General features: G+C 38.4%; 15 protein-coding genes. 8 read left to right on the top strand and 7 right to left on the bottom strand.

Going from position 1 to position 18,909, the window contains the following annotated elements:
- Nucleotides 1-236 precede the first annotated feature (236 nt).
- From Aru01_RS15225 to Aru01_RS15215, 3 genes are all read right to left on the bottom strand, one after another.
- Nucleotides 237-788 carry a peptidylprolyl isomerase gene (locus Aru01_RS15225; protein WP_016654457.1) on the bottom strand — a complete coding sequence of 184 codons (552 nt, stop codon included), beginning with the start codon at nt 786-788 and terminating at the stop codon, nt 237-239.
- Nucleotides 789-917: 129 nt separating this feature from the next.
- Nucleotides 918-1,988, bottom strand: coding sequence for an alpha/beta hydrolase (locus tag Aru01_RS15220; protein ID WP_016654458.1), 1,071 nt, complete (start codon nt 1,986-1,988; stop codon nt 918-920).
- Between the two features lie 263 nt (nt 1,989-2,251).
- The gene (locus Aru01_RS15215) at nt 2,252-2,527 is read right to left on the bottom strand and encodes a hypothetical protein (protein ID WP_016654459.1); all 276 of its coding nucleotides are present in this window, start codon (nt 2,525-2,527) and stop codon (nt 2,252-2,254) included.
- Between the two features lie 550 nt (nt 2,528-3,077).
- Between Aru01_RS15215 and grpE the strand changes: the two genes are divergently transcribed.
- The 3 genes from grpE to Aru01_RS15200 all read left to right on the top strand — a co-directional run bounded on the left by grpE (nt 3,078) and on the right by Aru01_RS15200 (nt 7,281).
- Nucleotides 3,078-3,659 (top strand): nucleotide exchange factor GrpE, encoded by a 582-nt coding sequence (gene grpE / locus Aru01_RS15210; RefSeq protein WP_370736891.1) that lies wholly within the window; start codon nt 3,078-3,080, stop codon nt 3,657-3,659.
- A 120-nt stretch (nt 3,660-3,779) separates the two neighbouring features.
- Nucleotides 3,780-5,723 carry a molecular chaperone DnaK gene (gene dnaK, locus Aru01_RS15205; protein WP_016654461.1) on the top strand — a complete coding sequence of 648 codons (1,944 nt, stop codon included), beginning with the start codon at nt 3,780-3,782 and terminating at the stop codon, nt 5,721-5,723.
- 262 nt (nt 5,724-5,985) lie between these two features.
- Nucleotides 5,986-7,281, top strand: a complete 1,296-nt coding sequence (locus Aru01_RS15200; protein WP_016654462.1) for a solute carrier family 23 protein — start codon at nt 5,986-5,988, stop codon at nt 7,279-7,281.
- A gap of 45 nt (nt 7,282-7,326) precedes the next feature.
- On the opposite strand, the gene Aru01_RS15195 is transcribed toward Aru01_RS15200, so the two are convergent.
- Nucleotides 7,327-8,208, bottom strand: coding sequence for a LysR family transcriptional regulator (locus Aru01_RS15195; protein ID WP_016654463.1), 882 nt, complete (start codon nt 8,206-8,208; stop codon nt 7,327-7,329).
- A gap of 95 nt (nt 8,209-8,303) precedes the next feature.
- Here Aru01_RS15195 and Aru01_RS15190 point away from each other — a divergent pair, with 95 nt between their 5' ends.
- From Aru01_RS15190 to Aru01_RS15180, 3 genes are all read left to right on the top strand, one after another.
- Nucleotides 8,304-8,906 carry a LysE family translocator gene (locus tag Aru01_RS15190; protein ID WP_016654464.1) on the top strand — a complete coding sequence of 201 codons (603 nt, stop codon included), beginning with the start codon at nt 8,304-8,306 and terminating at the stop codon, nt 8,904-8,906.
- 368 nt (nt 8,907-9,274) lie between these two features.
- Entirely contained in the window at nt 9,275-11,482 is a 2,208-nt protein-coding gene (locus tag Aru01_RS15185; protein WP_016654465.1) for a TonB-dependent receptor, read from the top strand.
- A 156-nt stretch (nt 11,483-11,638) separates the two neighbouring features.
- The gene (locus tag Aru01_RS15180) at nt 11,639-12,544 is read left to right on the top strand and encodes a LysR substrate-binding domain-containing protein (RefSeq protein ID WP_016654466.1); all 906 of its coding nucleotides are present in this window, start codon (nt 11,639-11,641) and stop codon (nt 12,542-12,544) included.
- On the opposite strand, the gene Aru01_RS15175 is transcribed toward Aru01_RS15180, so the two are convergent.
- A complete protein-coding gene (locus Aru01_RS15175; RefSeq protein ID WP_016654467.1) occupies nt 12,541-13,278 on the bottom strand; it encodes a sulfite exporter TauE/SafE family protein in 738 nt (245 codons plus the stop codon). The genes Aru01_RS15180 and Aru01_RS15175 overlap by 4 nt on opposite strands.
- Before the next feature lie 342 nt (nt 13,279-13,620).
- On the opposite strand from Aru01_RS15175, the gene Aru01_RS15170 reads away from it, so the two are divergent.
- Both Aru01_RS15170 and Aru01_RS15165 read left to right on the top strand, forming a co-directional pair.
- Nucleotides 13,621-14,655 (top strand): hypothetical protein, encoded by a 1,035-nt coding sequence (locus tag Aru01_RS15170; RefSeq protein ID WP_042111558.1) that lies wholly within the window; start codon nt 13,621-13,623, stop codon nt 14,653-14,655.
- Nucleotides 14,656-14,672: 17 nt separating this feature from the next.
- Nucleotides 14,673-15,197, top strand: a complete 525-nt coding sequence (locus tag Aru01_RS15165; protein ID WP_016654469.1) for a hypothetical protein — start codon at nt 14,673-14,675, stop codon at nt 15,195-15,197.
- Here Aru01_RS15165 and Aru01_RS15160 read toward each other — a convergent pair.
- Complete coding sequence (locus tag Aru01_RS15160; RefSeq protein WP_016654470.1) at nt 15,179-16,489, bottom strand: hypothetical protein; 1,311 nt, start codon at nt 16,487-16,489, stop codon at nt 15,179-15,181. The genes Aru01_RS15165 and Aru01_RS15160 overlap by 19 nt on opposite strands.
- A gap of 235 nt (nt 16,490-16,724) precedes the next feature.
- Entirely contained in the window at nt 16,725-18,554 is a 1,830-nt protein-coding gene (ilvD, locus tag Aru01_RS15155; RefSeq protein ID WP_016654471.1) for a dihydroxy-acid dehydratase, read from the bottom strand.
- Nucleotides 18,555-18,909: the final 355 nt, after the last annotated feature.

The following is an 18,909-nucleotide window of genomic DNA, read 5'->3' as shown; positions in this document are numbered from 1 at the left end:
CTAGCCCTTTGAACTAAGTTCGTTGCCTGTATCGCGTCGGGATGAGCTCATTATAGGAGATTTTTTTTAGGCTGCAAGAGGCTTTCAGCACTTTTTAACTCGACTGTTGGATTTTTACGCACCAAATTGGTTCACTTTTCAAACTAAACTTACGTAACCTTATAATTATAAAGTAGAAATATGACTAAAATATTTCTACTTTTTTTTTGCTTATTTCAGCGATTATTTTGCTGAGTTTATTTGATTATTTGAACATTGGTAATATTTACGCTCTGTTTTGGCACATCTTGGTACATTCCGTAAGATCCTGTTGGTACTTTTACAATCTTATCGACGATATCCATACCCTTAGTCACTTTACCAAATACCGCATAACCAGGATTCATAGGCTTACTATTTAAAAAATCATTGTCTGCGACATTAATAAAGAATTGACTCGTTGCAGAGTTCGGATCATTGGTACGGGCCATCGCCAATGTGCCTCGAAGATTCTTCAATCCATTATTTGATTCATTCTTAATTGCTGCCTGAGTACTCTTCTCCACCATATTTTTATCGAAACCACCGCCTTGGATCATAAAGCCTGGAATGACACGATGAAAAATCGTTCCGTTATAAAAATTCTTGTTAGCGTAGTTTTTAAAGTTCTGCACAGAAATTGGTGCTTTGTCATCATATAGTTCAATTTCAATGTTGCCATAATTGGTTTGTACCAACATATGTGTATTAGCATAAACTGAAGCACCGATACTGCTTAACCCTACAGCAAATACAAGTTGTTTAATCATTTGAGTTACTCTATTCGTATTTAAATTGCTAAAGACTATATATGTAACACATCTCAAATGAATTATTGTTCACTGATAGTGATTAAACAGTACGAAAACTTCTATCTTCAAATCAATCGATCCGATGTTTTAACAACTTTTATCCCAAAATCGGCGGAAGTCTTTACTCATCTCAATCAAATACTTTTTGGCTTTTCTTGAAATTGGAGTCAAATTAATAAAACCATGAATTTGATCTGCATATTCTCGATAATGTACATGTACGCCATGCTGCTTTAGCTTATAAGCATAAATTTTACCTTCATCATGCAAAATATCATGTCCAGCTGTGGCTATAAATGTAGCTGCAAGTTTTTTAATATCACCATAGGTTGGCGATATAAGCGGATCATCAAGCTCTATACCATGTCGCAATGCATAATACTCTGTCACTAAGTCCACATCCTGCCCTGTTAAAATCAATCCGTCTTTATACATATAGAATGAAGGGTGACGACTTTTAAAGTCGACAGTAGGATAAATCAGAAATTGAGCTTGCGGTGCATAAGCAGTGTTTTTAGTTCTTTGTGCAATAACTGTTGCAATATTTCCGCCAGCACTATCTCCTGCAACAGCAATACGATTTTTTAATATTTTAAATTGATTGCGATTTTGATATACCCATGCCAAAGCATCTTCACATGATTTAATCAAAGCAACTGGGCCAACCTCTGGTGCTAGAGGGTATTCAATACTAAGCACTTGTACTTTGCTATGAATCGCGATTAAACGACAAACTTCATCATGACTATTACGACTTCCCACAACAAAACCACCACCGTGATAGAAAACTAACATCGGTAATTTTTTATTGGGTGCAGGGTGGTAATGTCGAGCATCAATTTCACCACTTCGTAAAGGTAATTTTAAATCCTTCACTTGGGCAACAGCCGTTGCTCGTTGTATTAATAGTTGAGCACTTGATTCAAAAAGTTGTCGAGATGCAATCACATCCTCCCCGACAATACCACTGATGCCTTGCTTGTGTTGTATCGCCATTAATGCTTGGCTAAAGCTATCAAGTTCAGGATAAGCAAAAGGATATTTCAATGCTTTGACTATAGAGGTTTGCACAACCCGAGGCATACGATCCAACATGCGTGCTGCGCTGCCCTGCTTACTCAATACTCTTTGATTTATTCTCTGTATAGCGTTCTGCATATTGGCTTCCCATATTGACCTAGTGTTAAGTTTTTACATTTGTGCATCATCTTAATATGTGGTCATCATTATTCGTTTTAAATTGCACAATCACAGATACTAGGTACATTCTAGGATTATTGTCATTGACATCATTTATGTTAATTCACCGAGATAATGTAAGTTTCAGCCAATTCTACCCAAAAAAATAAACAGTAGAGAATCCACCTCCTACTGTTTATTTGATACGCAAAATCTATAACAAACTGAATATCCCAAATGGCCTATGGGACGACAGTTTGAAAAGGCTGATTTTTATTTGATTCAGGATGATTCAGATCAGTTTTATTTTCATCAGAATTATTCATGGTTGCATTAGGAATTACCTGTGTACCCGGGTTGCTTGGGATCGTTTGATTTTGACTTTCAGGTGCTAAAGCTCGAGGAATCGGAGTGAATTTGGCATCGCCCAATATTTGTTTTTCTTGCTGGGAAGCACACCCAACCATCATTGCTGTTGTTGCGATTATTAAACTTGAAAGAGAAACCAATTTTTTCATTTATATTATCCTTTGTTCATCATTGAGTGGGATCAAAACACTTAAATAATTTGATCTCTCACATCATTCATCTTTCAAAAGAAACTATCACCCTCTCTCAGTATCCCTTTTATGACAACGAGTAGGAGTTATGCAGTTTTTATTAAATCTTTAAATGACTGGTTTAAAATGTTTTCAGCAACAGATTCTAAAAATACCAAGTTGTTTTATAAAAATTTCTGAAATATATAACTGTTTGCCTATCAAACTTAATGGGGGACATATTTTTGCAAAATGACAACTCAAATCGATTCCTGCAATAAAAATTAGTGAAGCCTCATCTTGTAGAACTTTAAGTAACCTATAACTTCACACAAAACGTTAAAATCTTTATGGTGCAATTGAATCAGCATAGTTCTTGTTTTAATTCAAACTGGATATACAACTATTTAAGGGCTTGGTGCTTGAATTTTTTAGAACTGCCCGCATTTCTCATTACATTAACAAATTACATACTCATGGCAGTTCAGCCTTAGACCTGTAAATACAGTAATTCAGTAAAGGACTGTACATGTTTAAAGACCTATTTAAACGGAGATCATCAATGGCAAATGAGCAAAATGAGCAAGCTCAAGACATCCAAGTAGATAATGCTGATGCACAACAAGGGCATTCAGAAGATGTTCAGCAAACTGAAGCGCAAATCATTGCAGATTTAAATGCTCAAATTGTCAAACTTGAAGAAAGTTTAAAGTACGAAAAAGCAGTTGCTGCTAACGCTAAATATGATGCAGAAAAAACCAAAGAGCGCCTAGAACGTGATGCAGATTCAGCGAAAAAATTTGCTTTAGAAAAATTTGCTAAAGAATTACTTGATAGCGTCGACAACTTAGAACGTGCAATTCAAGCAGCGGGTGATCAACAAGATCCTGTAGTTGAAGGTGTCCAGCTGACTTTGAAATCACTTCTGGCAACCTTAGAAAAATTTGAAGTTGTTGTTGTCGAAACTGCACAAGGTTTCAATGCAGATCTACATCAAGCTGTTGGTATTGATCCAAACAGCAAAGCTGGTGAAATCGGCACTGTATTACAAAAAGGTTATACCCTTTCTGGCCGTCTACTTCGCCCGGCAATGGTAATGGTTGGTCAATAAAACAACTTCTTTGAAAGCCTTTTAATTTTTTTCCTATATTTCACTTGAAAAATTTTGAAAGGCTCTCATATCGGATCACAAGCATAAATTATTGTAAAAAAATTTTTGAGGAATACATCAATGGCTAAAATTATTGGTATTGACTTAGGTACAACTAACTCATGTGTTGCCGTATTAGAAGGCGACAAAGTTAAAGTTATCGAAAATGCGGAAGGTACTCGTACTACTCCATCTATCGTTGCTTATAAAGATGGTGAGATCCTCGTTGGTCAATCAGCTAAACGTCAAGCAGTAACCAACCCTAAAAACACTTTATTCGCGATCAAACGTTTGATCGGTCGTCGTTATGAAGATGCTGCAGTTCAAAAAGATATCGGCTTAGTCCCTTATAAAATCATTAAAGCGGACAACGGTGATGCTTGGGTCGAAGTTAACGACAAGAAACTAGCTCCACAACAAGTTTCAGCTGAAATTTTGAAAAAAATGAAGAAAACAGCTGAAGACTATTTAGGTGAAACAGTAACTGAAGCAGTTGTAACTGTACCTGCTTACTTTAACGATGCTCAACGTCAAGCAACTAAAGATGCTGGTAAAATTGCTGGTTTAGACGTAAAACGTATCATCAACGAACCTACTGCTGCTGCACTTGCATTCGGTATGGACAAGAAAGAAGGCGACCGTAAAATTGCGGTATATGACCTTGGTGGTGGTACTTTCGACGTTTCAATTATTGAAATTGCAGACCTTGATGGCGACCAACAAATTGAAGTGTTATCTACAAATGGTGATACTTTCCTTGGTGGTGAAGACTTCGATAATGCTTTGATCGAATACTTAGTTGAAGAGTTCAAAAAAGAACAAAACTTTAACTTGAAAAACGATCCACTTGCATTACAACGTTTGAAAGAAGCTGCTGAAAAAGCAAAAATTGAATTGTCTTCTTCAAACTCAACTGAAATCAACTTGCCATACATCACTGCTGATGCTTCAGGCCCTAAACACTTAGTGATTAATGTAACACGTGCAAAATTAGAAGGTTTGGTTGCTGATCTTGTTGCACGTACGATTGAACCATGTCGCGTTGCACTTAAAGATGCTGGTCTTTCAACTTCTGAAATTTCTGACGTAATTTTGGTTGGTGGTCAATCACGTATGCCACTTGTACAGCAAAAAGTACAAGAATTCTTCGGTAAAGAACCACGTAAAGACGTAAACCCTGACGAAGCTGTAGCAATGGGTGCAGCAATTCAAGGTGCAGTATTGTCTGGTGACAAGAATGACGTACTTTTACTTGACGTTACTCCGCTTACTCTAGGTATTGAAACTATGGGTGGCGTGTTAACAGCAATTATTGAGAAAAATACAACGATTCCTGCGAAGAAATCACAAGTATTCTCAACTGCTGCTGACAACCAACCTGCAGTAGACATCTCTGTTTACCAAGGTGAACGTAAGATGGCTCAGCAAAACAAACTTTTGGGTAACTTCCAATTAGGCGATATCCCACCTGCTCCACGTGGTGTACCGCAAATTGAAGTATCTTTTGACATTAATGCCGATGGTATCTTAAAAGTATCTGCTAAAGACAAGAGCACTGGTAAAGAGCAATCGATCCAGATCAAAGCAAACTCAGGTTTGTCTGATGCTGAAATCGACGCGATGATCAAAGATGCTGAAGCAAATGCTGAAGAAGACCGCAAGTTTGAAGAGTTAGCTAAAGCACGTAACGAAGCTGATGCATTAATCTCTAGCTCGCAAAAAGCAGTTAAAGATTTAGGCGAGCAAGTGACTGGCGACGAAAAAGCTGCTGTTGAAGCTGCTGTTTCTGAATTAGAAGCTGCTGCAAAAGAAAATGATGTTGAAGATATCAAAGCAAAAACTGAAGCTTTGCAAAATATCTTAATGCCAATCACTCAACGTGCTTATGAGCAAGCTCAACAAGCAGGTGGCGATGCACAAGGTTTTGATCCAAATGCATTCCAAGGTGATGCTGCTCAACAACAAAAAGCGGACGATGGCGTAGTTGATGCTGAGTTCACTGAAGTTAAAGATGACAAAAAATAATTGTTGATCATTTAACAACAAAAACCGCGCAATATTGCGCGGTTTTTTTATGGCTGGACCTCAGCAAATAACAGACCGATATACATATCAGACTAACGATTAATTAGCTGATTTTAAAAAAATTACTAAAAAAACACTGCAATAAATATGGATTGATATCAAAGCTCACTGCATTTATTTTATATTTTCATGCGATTACAGACATATTTTTTGAATAAAGCAGAGTATCATGTGCACAATTTGCTTTTAGAGTGCTCAATTTATGTCCAATTGGTTTCCAAAGTGGCGACCTTACCAAGGTGATATTCAACAACAGCCTGTGCGTACAGATGAGTACTTACCTCCCGCACAAAGTATCATTTTGGGCATACAACATGCATTTGCCATGTTTGGTGCAACAGTACTTGCCCCTTTTTTGATGGGTTTTGATCCAAACCTTGCTATTTTGATGTCAGGGATTTGTACTATTTTATTCTTCCTGATCACAGGTGGACGCGTTCCAAGTTACTTGGGATCAAGCTTTGCTTTTATTGGTGTTGTGATTGCAGCTACAGGTTATGCAGCCTCGGGGACTGGAGCAGCCAATTTAAATCTTGGTGTAGCTGCGGGCGGTATTATGGCCTGCGGTGTGCTTTATGCGCTATTTGGTTTCATGGTAATGCTGACTGGTACGCACTGGATTGAAAAACTTATGCCTCCTGTAGTTACAGGTGCTGTCGTGATGATTATCGGTCTAAATCTCGCCCCTACAACCATCAAAGCAGTTGCTGGACATAACTTTGAAATGTGGATGGCACTGGTTACTGTACTGTGTATGGGATCAATTGCGGTCTTCACTCGCGGACTATTGCAGCGCCTACTGCTACTGGTTGGCCTGATTGTTTCTTACCTCATCTATTTTGTTGCGACGAATATTCTTAACTTAGGTACACCAATTAACTTTGTACCTATGCAACAAGCAACATGGTTCGGTCTTCCAACGTTACATGCGCCAGTATTTGATCCACATGCGATGCTGATTATTGCTCCGATTGCTTTAATCTTGGTCGCTGAAAACCTTGGACATATCAAAGCAGTAAGCGCGATGACGGGTGAAAACCTCGATCCGCATATTGGTAAAGCTTTCGTGGCTGATGGCCTTGCAACCACTTTATCTGGTGGTGTAGGTGCACCAGGGATGACGACTTATGGTGAAAATATTGGGGTGATGGCTGTCACTCGCGTTTATTCAACGGTCATCTTTGTAATCGCAGGTGTTTTTGCTATTTTCTTAGGGCTATCACCAAAATTTGGTGCGATGATCCATACCATTCCTTTAGCCATTTTAACTGGTGCATCGATTGTCGTTTTTGGTCTAATTACTATTGCTGGCGCTAAAATCTGGATCGAAAATAAAGTCGATTTCTCCCAAAATAAAAACTTAATGGTTGCTGCAGTAACAATTATTTTAGGTACTGGTGATTTTGCATTGCAATTTGGTGACTTTAATTTGGGTGGTATTGGCACCGCAACTTTTGCCGCTCTATTATTAAACTGGATTTTTAGTCTAAGAAATTAACAGCTCTCTGAATATTAATATTAAGCCGCCTTAGGGCGGCTTTTTTTATATACAGCCTAAGTTTTGTTGGGTCTGTGACATTTGTTGTTTTAACCAGTGCATAAAAATCTGTTTGCGTGAATCATTTTCAATAGGTTCTGCAGACAATAAATAATAAGCGGAATGATCTGTAAATGCAGGCATCATCACTTGTACTGTTTGATGTGTAAGCTCTTTCTCCACCATAAAAATCGAGATTAATGTTGCCCCCCACCCTGCCATACACCCTTCAAGGCAAAGATAAAAATGATCTAGAGCAACCCACTGTGATTGCGGAATTAACTTCTGAATACCGACCTGTCTACGCAATTGTTTTTCAAAATTAGGCCGTGAGCTTGACCATAAAAGTTGTGGATCAGACTTAGCTTGTTGGCTTTGAATCAACACCATATATTCATCGGCCAACTTTTCGGTATAAAGATGAGTTCCCCAATTAAAATCATCCCGTCTCAGTGCTAGATCAATTTGCGTGTCATTGAAATTTACTGGGCCACCACCTGTCTGTAGCACGACTTCAAAGCCCCAATTAAGCTGTGCAACTTGTGCGAGTCGTGGAATTAACCATTTCATTGAAAATGTCGGTTCGCAGGATAAAACCAAGGGGCTATTTATCGGTTTGCTCTGCTGAATCTTTTCCAAACATTGTTGTAATTGGCCAAAAATCTGTTGGCAGCACATATAAAGTGTTCTGCCTTCTGTCGTTAATATTAAAGACTTATTGATCCGATCAAATAACTGTACAGCTAAAGCCTGTTCTAAACTTTTAACTTGTTTACACACTGCACTTTGAGTTAAATATAATTTTTCAGCAGCAATACTTACGCTGCCGTACTCTGCAACATAATAAAAAAATTTAAGTGAATTTAACGGGACTTTATGATCGATCATTCCAAAAACTCATATAGATGCTGGCAAATTATTCAATTTTAATTTTCTGAAATCGAATCAAAATATAGTGTCTTTACCACTTAAATCTTAGCACTATGCCAGAATTTATCGCAGTCCTTTGTATCACGATTTTAGCCGTGATTAGTCCGGGAGCAGACTTTGCGATCGTCACCAAAAATAGTTATTTATACGGTCGCCATATCGGTATTTTAACCGCTCTAGGCATTGCTTTAGCTGTACTCGTTCACGTGAGTTATACCCTTATTGCTTTACACTGGGCATTCCATTCTATCCCTGAAATTTTAAATATTATTCGATACATTGGCTCAGTCTACTTAATCTACATAGGTTATAAAACCTTTACTCAACCGATTACATCTTATACGACAACACCTCCCACACTTAGCCGATCACAAGCATTTAAAAACGGCTTCCTCACCAACGTTCTCAATCCCAAAACCACTTTATTTGTCATCAGTACTTATACGCAAATTATCAGTACAGCAACGAGTCTATTAGTCAGTTATGGATTATTTATGTCGTTTACACATTTTATTTGGTTTACAATCGTCAGTTTAGTTTTCTCTCAACCGACCATTAGACAAAGAATGTTGGCTCATCAGCAGCAAATCAATCGTGGCATTGGTATCATCTTAGTCGTATTGGGAATATTACTGTTGCTCAGTCATTTATATTAATCTTAATAATGATCTGCTCTGTTTTGTAAGCCATAGATTACAAAGATTAATGCTTTTTGCTACTTGGTCTGAACTACAAGATTTTATATTCTAATCACACAGGGAACAGGAAGTTTCTATAAATACAAAGTGTAAAAATAAATAAAATGATTCAATAGCAGGATGCTTGGTAAGACAGGAGTCATACCAACAAGCAGAATATAAGCCAGCCTCGATAGGACGTCGAGGCTGGCTTTTTAATTTCCTTATCTTACTTAGGCTTACTCATCATTTTGAAGTAAAAATAAACAACAATGATACAAAACCATTGTACAACGCATTTTTATTGCTAAAATTAACGATAACGATTATCAGTATCTATACCTTTCATGACCTTCCGTAAGCACCCACTCTCTCTAATTTTATCTACATTTAGTGTAGTTACTGTCCCGACACTTAGTTATGCTGACCCGATTGAAGAGCAATCCAGTATTGAAAAACAACGAGTCATATTGCCCACGATCACAATCGAGGCAATGGCGGAAGGTGATCCAATTAAAACCTATGTGGACTATAAAAATGCCAATGTAACGCGTAATGGTCTAGATAAAAAAGATATCCCACAAACTGTAGATACGATTGATGTCTCTAAATATAAAATTTACGGCAGTAATGATTTAAGTGTCATGCTTCAAGGTACGCCAGGCGTATCAACCAATTATGATACACGTGAAGATGGAATTATGCTGCGTGGGTTTGATTCTGATACAGGTGATATTTATCGAGATGGTATTCGAGAAAGTGGGCAAGTTCGTCGTAGTACTGCAAATATTGAACGTATTGAAATATTAAAAGGTCCTGCCTCAGTGCTTTATGGGCGTAGTGCGGGCGGTGGTGTTGTCAATATGGTGAGTAAATTTGCTAATTTTGACTCACCAAGTTCTGTCGGGCTTTACACAGGCTCTTATAATAATATCGGTGGCACCCTCGATATTAACCAAGTCGTCAATGATAACTTTGCAATCCGTCTTACTGGAGAGTTAGGTGATAGCAATAGTTTCCGTCAAGGGATTGGCACTAAAACAGAGATGTTGTCGCCAAGCTTTACTTACCGTAATGATGATCAAACTCTAACTTGGACCACGCAATACACTTACGACAAAATTGACCGCACCCCTGATCGCGGACCTAATTTCGCAGAGTTACCAGCAGAAACGTCAATTAAGATGGGCTTTGCTCAAAATGGTGATTACATCTATGACCGTTCTGAGATTATTCGTTCTGATTTAAATTACGATCTCTCTAACAACTGGAAATTTCATTGGGGAGTCAGTTTCCGTGAGGCTTTCCAAAATTTTGATCATTTCTATTCAGGCTCATCTTGTGCCACATTAAACAATAAAGATAAGAATAAGCCACCTGTCTGTGCAGATAATCTTATTCGACAAAACTACTACTGGCAGCAGACTGCAAATAAAACCACCAGTAACACCTTTGATCTTAAAGGTGAGGTTTATACAGGAGCCATCAAACATAATATTATGTTTGGCGCAGACTGGGTCTACGAACAACGTGAACCCTTACTTGCCAATACCTATGAAGATGGTTCTGCCAAAGGCCAACCTATTTACGGTTATATAGACCCGATTACAGGTGATCGTTTTAATGATCGCCACGGCGGAAACTTAAAGGTCAATCAACATAATTATAATGAAGGCATTAACTATGCTGTCTTTGTTCAAGACCTCATCAGTTTTAATGAGCAATTTAAACTGATGCTCGGTGGTCGTTATGATTATTATGAGAACTCAACAACCAATAAATTAAAACCTGATGGTGACATCGATCAACGACGTACTGTGAATGATAATACCTTTAGCCCTAATGCTGGAATTATCTGGCAGCCAACTGAACATCAAAGTTTTTATGCTTCATATAGCAAAAGCTTTTCACCTTTTGGTGGCAGCATGGGCGTCAATGCAGTTACAGGTAGCACGAATTTAAATGCATTTAATGCTGAACCTCAATACAACGACCAATATGAAATTGGTGTGAAAAGTGATTGGTTTGACGAGCGTTTAAATACACAACTTTCAGTTTATGATATCCGTAAAAAGAATATTCGCTATAAACCTGATCCTGAGGAGCAGCCAGATGTATACGCTGTTGCAGGCGAACATCAATCTAAAGGGATTGAATTTAGTTTTATAGGTAAAGTGCTTGATAATCTCTATATCCGTGGTGGCTATGGCTATACAGATGCCAAAGTTAAAGAAGATAAAGAAACACCAGCGTTGCAAGGTAATCGTCTAAAAGATGTGTCTAAAAATACTGGAAATATTTTTGTTCGCTACTTACCTGTTGAGAATTTCTATACTGAACTTGGCTATACCTATGTGGGTTCTTATTATGGCAATAAAGAAAATACTCAAAAAGCTGAAGGCTTTGAACGTATTGATGCTGCCATGGGCTATAAAAATGACTCATGGAGTGCAAGTTTTGCCATCAATAACCTCACTGATGAAAAATACTGGCGCTCGACCTCTATGCCAGGTACACCGCGAAATTATTTATTCCGTATGAATTACTACTTCTAATACTCAGCAGCAACATACTTTTAAAAAGCATCTCAATATTGGTTGAGATGCTTTTTTTATGCTTTGAGTTTAATTTGGATATTATCATTAAGAAAAACTTGGGATTATCATGCTAAGCTGACTAAGATAATTTCACTATTATTGGTTAACAGAACCATGCGCCTTAGTTTTTTTGATCTGATTTTATTTTTAAATATCGTAGAAACAGGAAGTTTAACCAAAGGGGCTGAACTTTCAGCAATTTCCTTACAGGCTGCAAGTGAGCGTATAAAAAAACTAGAACAACACTACCAAACTCATTTATTTAATCGGCATGCTGCAGGTGTAAAACTCAGTTTAGCAGGTCAACAATTTACAGAACATGCGCAGCGCTTACTCAACGAATACCACCGTTTAGAGCAACATATGCAGCGATTTTCCAAAGGACAACAGCAAAGCATCTGCCTTTGGTGTAACTCCTCTGCACAAAGTGAATACTTACCACAACTATTACCACAATATCTTAATGAAAATCCCCAGTTGCAAATTGACTTTAAAGAGGCTGAAAGTTCTGACATCATTCATGCATTGCAGCAAGGACAAGCTGAACTGGGTATCGTCTCAAGCTTTTTTTCTATGCAACAGCTACAAAGTCTAGTGCTCTGTGAAGATCCGCTGGTGCTGATTTGTGCAAAACAACATTGCTTGGCAAAGCAAAAAAGTATCGATTTAACCGATGCGTTAAGCTTTGCCTTTGTCGGTCTAATGCCCTATCACTCTCTACAAAAATCGATAGAAACTCAAGCAAAACAGCTCGGCTTTAACCTGCACTATCGTCTCCGTTTACCCAATTTTTCTGCAATTGCTCAAGTAGTTGCAGATGGTGTTGGCGTAGCGATTATGCCTAAACGTGCAATGTTACGCTATGCTCAACAATTTAACTTTCACAGTGTTGAGCTTCACGGCGCTTGGGCAAATCGACAACTACATATAGCTGCAAGAGACTTTGATAAATTGAGTATTGCATATCAGCATCTCACTCAGTTTCTATTGTCACAAAAAGGCAAACTGGCCTTAGATTAAATCAACCAGATTCGATGCAAAAGCATATAGCTTCCTAAAACAAAAACACCAATAAAAAATACACGGCGAAATTTAGCTTCAGAAATGCGATAACGAATTTTGGTCCCCAGCCACATACCGATTAAGGCTGGAACTAAACCAACCATGAGCATCACATTGTTTGGGAGAGCTTGTTGCATGGGGTGTTGATAAAGAAATACCGCCAAACAACAAGTTGATATGGTAAAGGCCAAACCTAATGTCTGTACCAGTTCATCACGCTTTAGCTGTAAAGACTGCACATAGGGCACAACAGGAATCACCACAACCCCAGTTGCCACTGTTAATGCTCCCCCTAAATAACCCACGATAGGTGATAGATAACGTTCATGAGCAGACAAATTAGCAATTTTTTTGCCCATTAATCCGTAAAGTCCATAGAGTGCCAGCATACTCCCTAATAATGCTTCACTCGGAAAAGAGTGATCACTTAAGGTTGGAAATATACTCCATGTCGATCCAACGACTATTCCCAATGCCAAACTCCAGAAGCGTTTTAATAAAGCAAGCACCTGACCTTCTGCAAATAATTGCCAGAAATTTGTCAGCATAGATGGAACAATTAAAAGGCTCGCTGCTTGATATGGACTCATAAAAACTGTTAATAGTCCCATTGAAACCGCTGGTAAACCTAAACCAATTACCCCTTTAATTAATCCAGCTAAGGTAAACACTGCAACAATAAAACTCAGCATAATATGCTCCACAAACTTAATACCGAGATACTAAGTCATGCGCAATCGGAACAATATCATGATTTTTTGAACTCTCCTCAAGTAAAAATTGAGGCTAAAATTAAATATTAATCATCATTTTTTGATTTAGAAAAACCGTTTATATTAGTGACTCAACATTCGCAAGCTAGCATTTAAGCAAATTAGTCAGTGTGTATTTAAAATGGCTACAGCGCTTATTCATTAGGGTACTTATTTGATATGCGATCTTCTTTGTCACTATTTATGCTGCTCTGTATAGCAATACCCTACAGCAGCCATGCAAGTCATGGGAAACCACTAGTCAAAAATAATGTAACAACAGTGACATCTAGTTCGCAGTCACTCCCAATCAATACAAAAGCATTAGATGAGCAATTTGAATCACAAGTCTTTAGTTATAATGATGCCCTGCATTATCTCTATGAAGAGAAAATGCAACTTTCTCAATTAAAAGCTTATCAACAAGATTTACAACAAGGACAAGTCATTTTCTCAGTGTTAGCTAATCAATTAGACGTTGATAACTACGACCACATGCGCTTTATTAATAACTATGCAACTTTGCTTTCAAATTATGCTGAATTATTAGATCGCCAATATTGTTACCAACAATCTCTTGGCTACTGGCAACAAAGTGATGAAGTTTATCAAGCTGGAAAAATTTACCAAAATAAATATCCGACCCTCGCATATAACCAGAGTTTGAACTTCGCACGTCAGTCCGTGTTTTATCGAAAAAATAAGGATCAAACTCAGCGTCTAGAATTGTTAAAACAGGCTGAGCAGATAAGCCGTGCCCTCGTCAAAAATCATCCACTCGATACCAGTTTTCAACAACATCATTTAAATGTACTACTGGATCAACTTGATATCTACCAACAACAAGCTGACTCCTATAATCAACAAAAATTTCTCTTTGATCAACTAAACCCGAGTTATTTCAAAGTTCTCAAACGGCAGAATATGGTCAGTGACTTTGGCAATACCATGATCTTTATTCAAAAGTATTATCGGTATTTATATATCCATGATCCAAATCAAGCCATGCAATGGTTAAATCAGCAACATGACTTTATTGAAAACTATCGCAGTCGACAGCGCGAACTTAGCCAACGTGAAAAAGAATTCTTAGCTGGGTATTATGCAGCAAATCGTCAGTTTGATTTGGCGATGTCTTATCTTGAGCAGTTAGATCCTGAGGAGGACGATGCGACCTCCGTACGAGATTTTAAAAGCATGGATCCTTTATATGCCAATATTCGCTATACCCCTGCCTTTCAACTTTGGCTGAACAACTATGAAAAACATTATCTTGTGCAGCAAAAGCAGAAACAGTGCCGTATTCCAACACTTTGATCTGAGTTAAATCGACGATGCCTTCTCATATATTTATGCATATCCTGCCGTGGCTGATCAGTGCGATCGGACTGATGTTCTTTATACTTTGGCTAATACTGAGTGTTTTCTTTACTTTCCCCTATATATACACGCTCAATACGGTCTATATCTGCTGGGCAATTGGAGCAACAATTGTAATATCAATATATGGTTTACTGCTCTATATGAACGGTTGGCGTAGTACCTTAAAAAACTTTTGGGCAAGCTTAGGTATGGTCGGTATAGTCTGGTTGTCCATTAGCTCAGTTTTATTTTATTTGTCTTGGCTTAGTCTAGTTTTCACCCCAGCACAACAAGCAACAGTTCAAGTCCTCGCACAATATTATGGTGGGGGTCGAAACGGCTGTATTAAGTGGGATGTTCGTCTACAAACAGGTGAAGCCCTGCGACCCTTTTGTACCAATCACTCTATTCAAATGCATCCTGTAGCAACTTATGCACCGGTCACCATCAAACGAAATTGGTTAGTTACAGAAGTTAATTACTCGGCAGCATCTTGAAAACTGGCGTCATTGTCATCTTTATATTTTTGCTCAAGGACGTTATTAAAAATACTCTCGATCATCCATACGCGATATAGACTATTAAATATATATTCTTCACCATCAATACGTAGCACTAAAGCAGGGAAATTCGGCTGTAGTTTTTCATCACAGGCTTGGTCATTTTGCTGTAAACATGCTGCGACATCAGTATCGGTGAGTTGATCAACTCCAAGATCATACTGCATCTGTTGCAGATGTGCAGCATATGAAAAATCCTTAGCATCAGTCCATACTGCTTGTAAAATTTGATACATCGCTTCAATACGCTGATCCACATTTACGCTATAAAAGAGCTGAGCCATGGCTAATGTTGCATCAGCAGTTGGGCGACAAAATGGAGTGAACTTAACTTCAGTACGTTTTGATAATCGAGTAGCCAAACTCCAGTCAAATAAATCTCGTCCCCGATAACTTAGTGGATAAACATTTAACTGAATATTGTAATAATCTGCTAGTTCTTCACGAATATAAGCCAATAATAACCAACTGATTGGGTCTTCAAGGGCAATATATAAATCCAGTTCTGGATGCATCGCCTGGATTTCTGCCAACTCCTCAGCATCATTAAGTAAGTGCTCACGCCACTCAATATGATTAATCAGAAAAATTGGTGTGCCTGTCAGTAGTTTTTGTTGTCGTAACCGACGCGTTAAACGAAGCAAATCATCTACAGCATGATATTTGCGACCACCAAATTCAAAATAACTGGCCAAAATGGGTGTATCACTAAAAACACGTTCAGGAAAACTTTGCGGTTTATGATGCTGACATGCCATTACATATAACGTGCGTAATTTTCCATACTGTTGTTGCCACAACATATGAAAAATATCTTCAAGTAAATATAAGAAGTTTTGCCCTGTTAATGGGGTATAACGCAAAATCGTTTCAGCTTGCTTCAAAGCTTCAGCTGTTGGCTGTTCAGGTTTCTCTTCGTCATAACGAAATCGATGCTGTTTTGCTAAAATTTTGGCATCATTTAAACAATATTGATGCCACTCAGCCACTGTCATTTGATTAGGTGGTTCTGCACTGGTATTTGAAATAACGATAGTTAATGGTTTTAATTCTGGACTTAATAATTCATCTAATTGAGTAAGTTGCTGAGCTGCTAAATAACTGTAAACGTCATCTAAACGCAAATGAATACTTAATCCCTGTTCCGTGGGTAACACCGCTTGGCGACTCTGTTTTTGATAAAACCAGCGCGATCGAATTGGATCAAACCAACGGCGTAGCAAGGACATGAGATAACCTCGAATAATAGCAAAAAAGTATTGAGCGCAGCTGAGTTTTTATACAGAGATTTTAAGTACTCTGTAGGGGGTTATAACAATTTGTAAGAGAATGATCAATTATACATCCAAAACACCCAAGGTCACGGTGTGTTTCTGTTCAATTAAAAATGGCTCAAAGATCATGTCAAAAAAATACCCAAGGCTCGGCTTGGGTATTTTTAAATAACTATTTAATCAGGAGCAGTTAAATCTCACGAACAGCGCCTTTCGCAGCACTGGTTGTATGCATTGCATACGCTTTGAGTGCTTTAGAAATCTTACGTTTACGTTGTTCTTTAGGCTGCCAACCCGCTTTCTCTTGTAAGGCACGGCGTTCTGCTAAAGTCTCTTCGCTAACATCTAGATGAATGGTACGATTTGGGATATCAATTTGAATCACATCGCCATCTTCAACTAAGCCAATTGCGCCACCTTCAGCAGCTTCTGGAGATACGTGACCGATAGATAAACCCGATGAACCACCTGAGAAACGACCATCCGTTACTAAAGCACAGTCTTTACCTAAGCCTTTAGACTTTAAATAACTGGTTGGATACAACATTTCTTGCATACCCGGTCCACCACGTGGGCCTTCGTAACGAATAACGACCACATCGCCCGCTTTGACTTGTTGACCTAAAATTGCTTCAACAGCAGCATCTTGGCTTTCAAATACACGCGCTGTACCGTTAAACTTCAAGATTGATTCATCTACACCAGCTGTCTTTACAATACAACCATCAAGTGCGATGTTGCCATAAAGTACTGCCAAACCACCATCTTTAGAAAAGGCATGTTCAGCATTACGGATAACACCCGTTTCACGGTTACCATCTAAAGTAGAATAGTAGCGGTTTTGAGAGAATGCCACTTGTGTCGGTACACCACCAGGTGCTGAGCGGAAGAACTCATAGACATCAGCATCTTCAGTGCGAATAATATCCCACTTATCAAGTGCATCTTTGAGTGTCGGCTCATGTACTGTACTCACTGAGGTATCTAGTAGACCTGCACGATCTAACTCACCTAAGATCGACATGATGCCACCAGCACGGTGAATATCTTCCATATGTACATCTTGTACAGCAGGCGCAACTTTACATAGTACTGGAACTTTACGTGATAACTGGTCAATATCAGTCATGGTAAAATCAACTTCTGCTTCATTGGCTGCTGCCAACAAATGCAGTACAGTATTGGTTGATCCACCCATCGCAATATCAAGAGTCATTGCATTATAAAATGCTGCTTTAGTTGCAATTGAACGTGGCAAAATACTGTAATCATCTTGTTCATAATGACGTTTTGCCAGTTTAACGATGGTTTCACCCGCTTTTAAGAACAATTTTTTACGGTTAGCATGCGTTGCTAAAGTAGAACCATTACCAGGTAAAGATAGACCCAATGCTTCTGTTAAACAATTCATCGAGTTAGCAGTAAACATCCCAGAACAAGAACCACATGTCGGGCATGCAGAGCGTTCAAATGCTTGTACTTCTTCGTCGCTATAATTGTCATCTGCTGCAACGACCATGGCATCAACTAAATCAATTGCTCTTTCTTCACCACGATATTTGACTTTACCCGCTTCCATTGGGCCGCCTGATACAAAAATAACAGGGATATTCAAACGCATAGATGCCATTAGCATCCCAGGTGTAATTTTATCGCAGTTAGAAATACACACCATAGCATCGGCACAATGTGCATTCACCATATATTCAACAGAATCTGCAATTAAATCACGTGAAGGCAGTGAATACAGCATGCCATCATGTCCCATCGCAATCCCATCATCCACTGCAATGGTATTAAACTCTTTGGCAACACCACCTGCTGCTTGAATTTGTTCAGCAACGAGCTGACCAAGATCTTTCAGATGGACATGACCTGGGACAAATTGAGTGAATGAGTTGACCACCGCAATAATCGGTTTGCCAAAATCCTCATCTTTCATCCCTGTCGCACGCCATAACCCACGTGCGCCAGCCATATTTCTTCCATGTGTCGATGTTTTTGAACGATAGTCAGGCATTGTGCATAGTTCCAACAAAATTTGTGCTTGAGATGAATTATAAATTCTCTCTGGCTGAATGATGAGTGATATTAAAGTGCTTATATACGCACAAATATCCAACACCATACTATAGGGTTTTGTAATATTTGATCAAGCTTTACTGCGGTGAATCACATGATAAATTCATACTGCTCCTTGCTTTATAGCAGTATAAATTACAGCTAAAATCAATCACTATGCTTACTATACGCTGAACTGGTGGCAAACTATTGAAAACTTATATGAATAATTTTTAATTTTCACATAAAATTATTTTATTAATTAGCCAGACATATAACTATAATTTGTCATTACCCTACACTCCTCGGTGACA

Source organism: Acinetobacter rudis (genome assembly GCF_000829675.1).
In the GTDB taxonomy this organism is placed as follows: domain Bacteria; phylum Pseudomonadota; class Gammaproteobacteria; order Pseudomonadales; family Moraxellaceae; genus Acinetobacter; species Acinetobacter rudis.
The sequence above is the reverse complement of the archived record's forward strand: the minus strand, read 5'-3'. Positions and strand labels throughout refer to the sequence as shown.

What these genes read in the sequence shown, in the direction of transcription:
- Aru01_RS15220 (WP_016654458.1), bottom strand. Translation starts at nt 1,988, where the DNA reads ATGCAGAACGCTATACAGAGAATAAATCAAAGAGTATTGAGTAAGCAG.
- Aru01_RS15195 (WP_016654463.1), bottom strand. Translation starts at nt 8,208, where the DNA reads ATGATCGATCATAAAGTCCCGTTAAATTCACTTAAATTTTTTTATTAT.
- Aru01_RS15175 (WP_016654467.1), bottom strand. Translation starts at nt 13,278, where the DNA reads ATGCTGAGTTTTATTGTTGCAGTGTTTACCTTAGCTGGATTAATTAAA.
- ilvD (WP_016654471.1), bottom strand. Translation starts at nt 18,554, where the DNA reads ATGCCTGACTATCGTTCAAAAACATCGACACATGGAAGAAATATGGCT.
- Aru01_RS15160 (WP_016654470.1), bottom strand. Translation starts at nt 16,489, where the DNA reads ATGTCCTTGCTACGCCGTTGGTTTGATCCAATTCGATCGCGCTGGTTT.
- Aru01_RS15190 (WP_016654464.1), top strand. Translation starts at nt 8,304, where the DNA reads ATGCCAGAATTTATCGCAGTCCTTTGTATCACGATTTTAGCCGTGATT.
- grpE (WP_370736891.1), top strand. Translation starts at nt 3,078, where the DNA reads ATGTTTAAAGACCTATTTAAACGGAGATCATCAATGGCAAATGAGCAA.
- Aru01_RS15180 (WP_016654466.1), top strand. Translation starts at nt 11,639, where the DNA reads ATGCGCCTTAGTTTTTTTGATCTGATTTTATTTTTAAATATCGTAGAA.
- Aru01_RS15215 (WP_016654459.1), bottom strand. Translation starts at nt 2,527, where the DNA reads ATGAAAAAATTGGTTTCTCTTTCAAGTTTAATAATCGCAACAACAGCA.
- dnaK (WP_016654461.1), top strand. Translation starts at nt 3,780, where the DNA reads ATGGCTAAAATTATTGGTATTGACTTAGGTACAACTAACTCATGTGTT.
- Aru01_RS15165 (WP_016654469.1), top strand. Translation starts at nt 14,673, where the DNA reads ATGCCTTCTCATATATTTATGCATATCCTGCCGTGGCTGATCAGTGCG.
- Aru01_RS15225 (WP_016654457.1), bottom strand. Translation starts at nt 788, where the DNA reads ATGATTAAACAACTTGTATTTGCTGTAGGGTTAAGCAGTATCGGTGCT.
- Aru01_RS15185 (WP_016654465.1), top strand. Translation starts at nt 9,275, where the DNA reads ATGACCTTCCGTAAGCACCCACTCTCTCTAATTTTATCTACATTTAGT.
- Aru01_RS15200 (WP_016654462.1), top strand. Translation starts at nt 5,986, where the DNA reads ATGTCCAATTGGTTTCCAAAGTGGCGACCTTACCAAGGTGATATTCAA.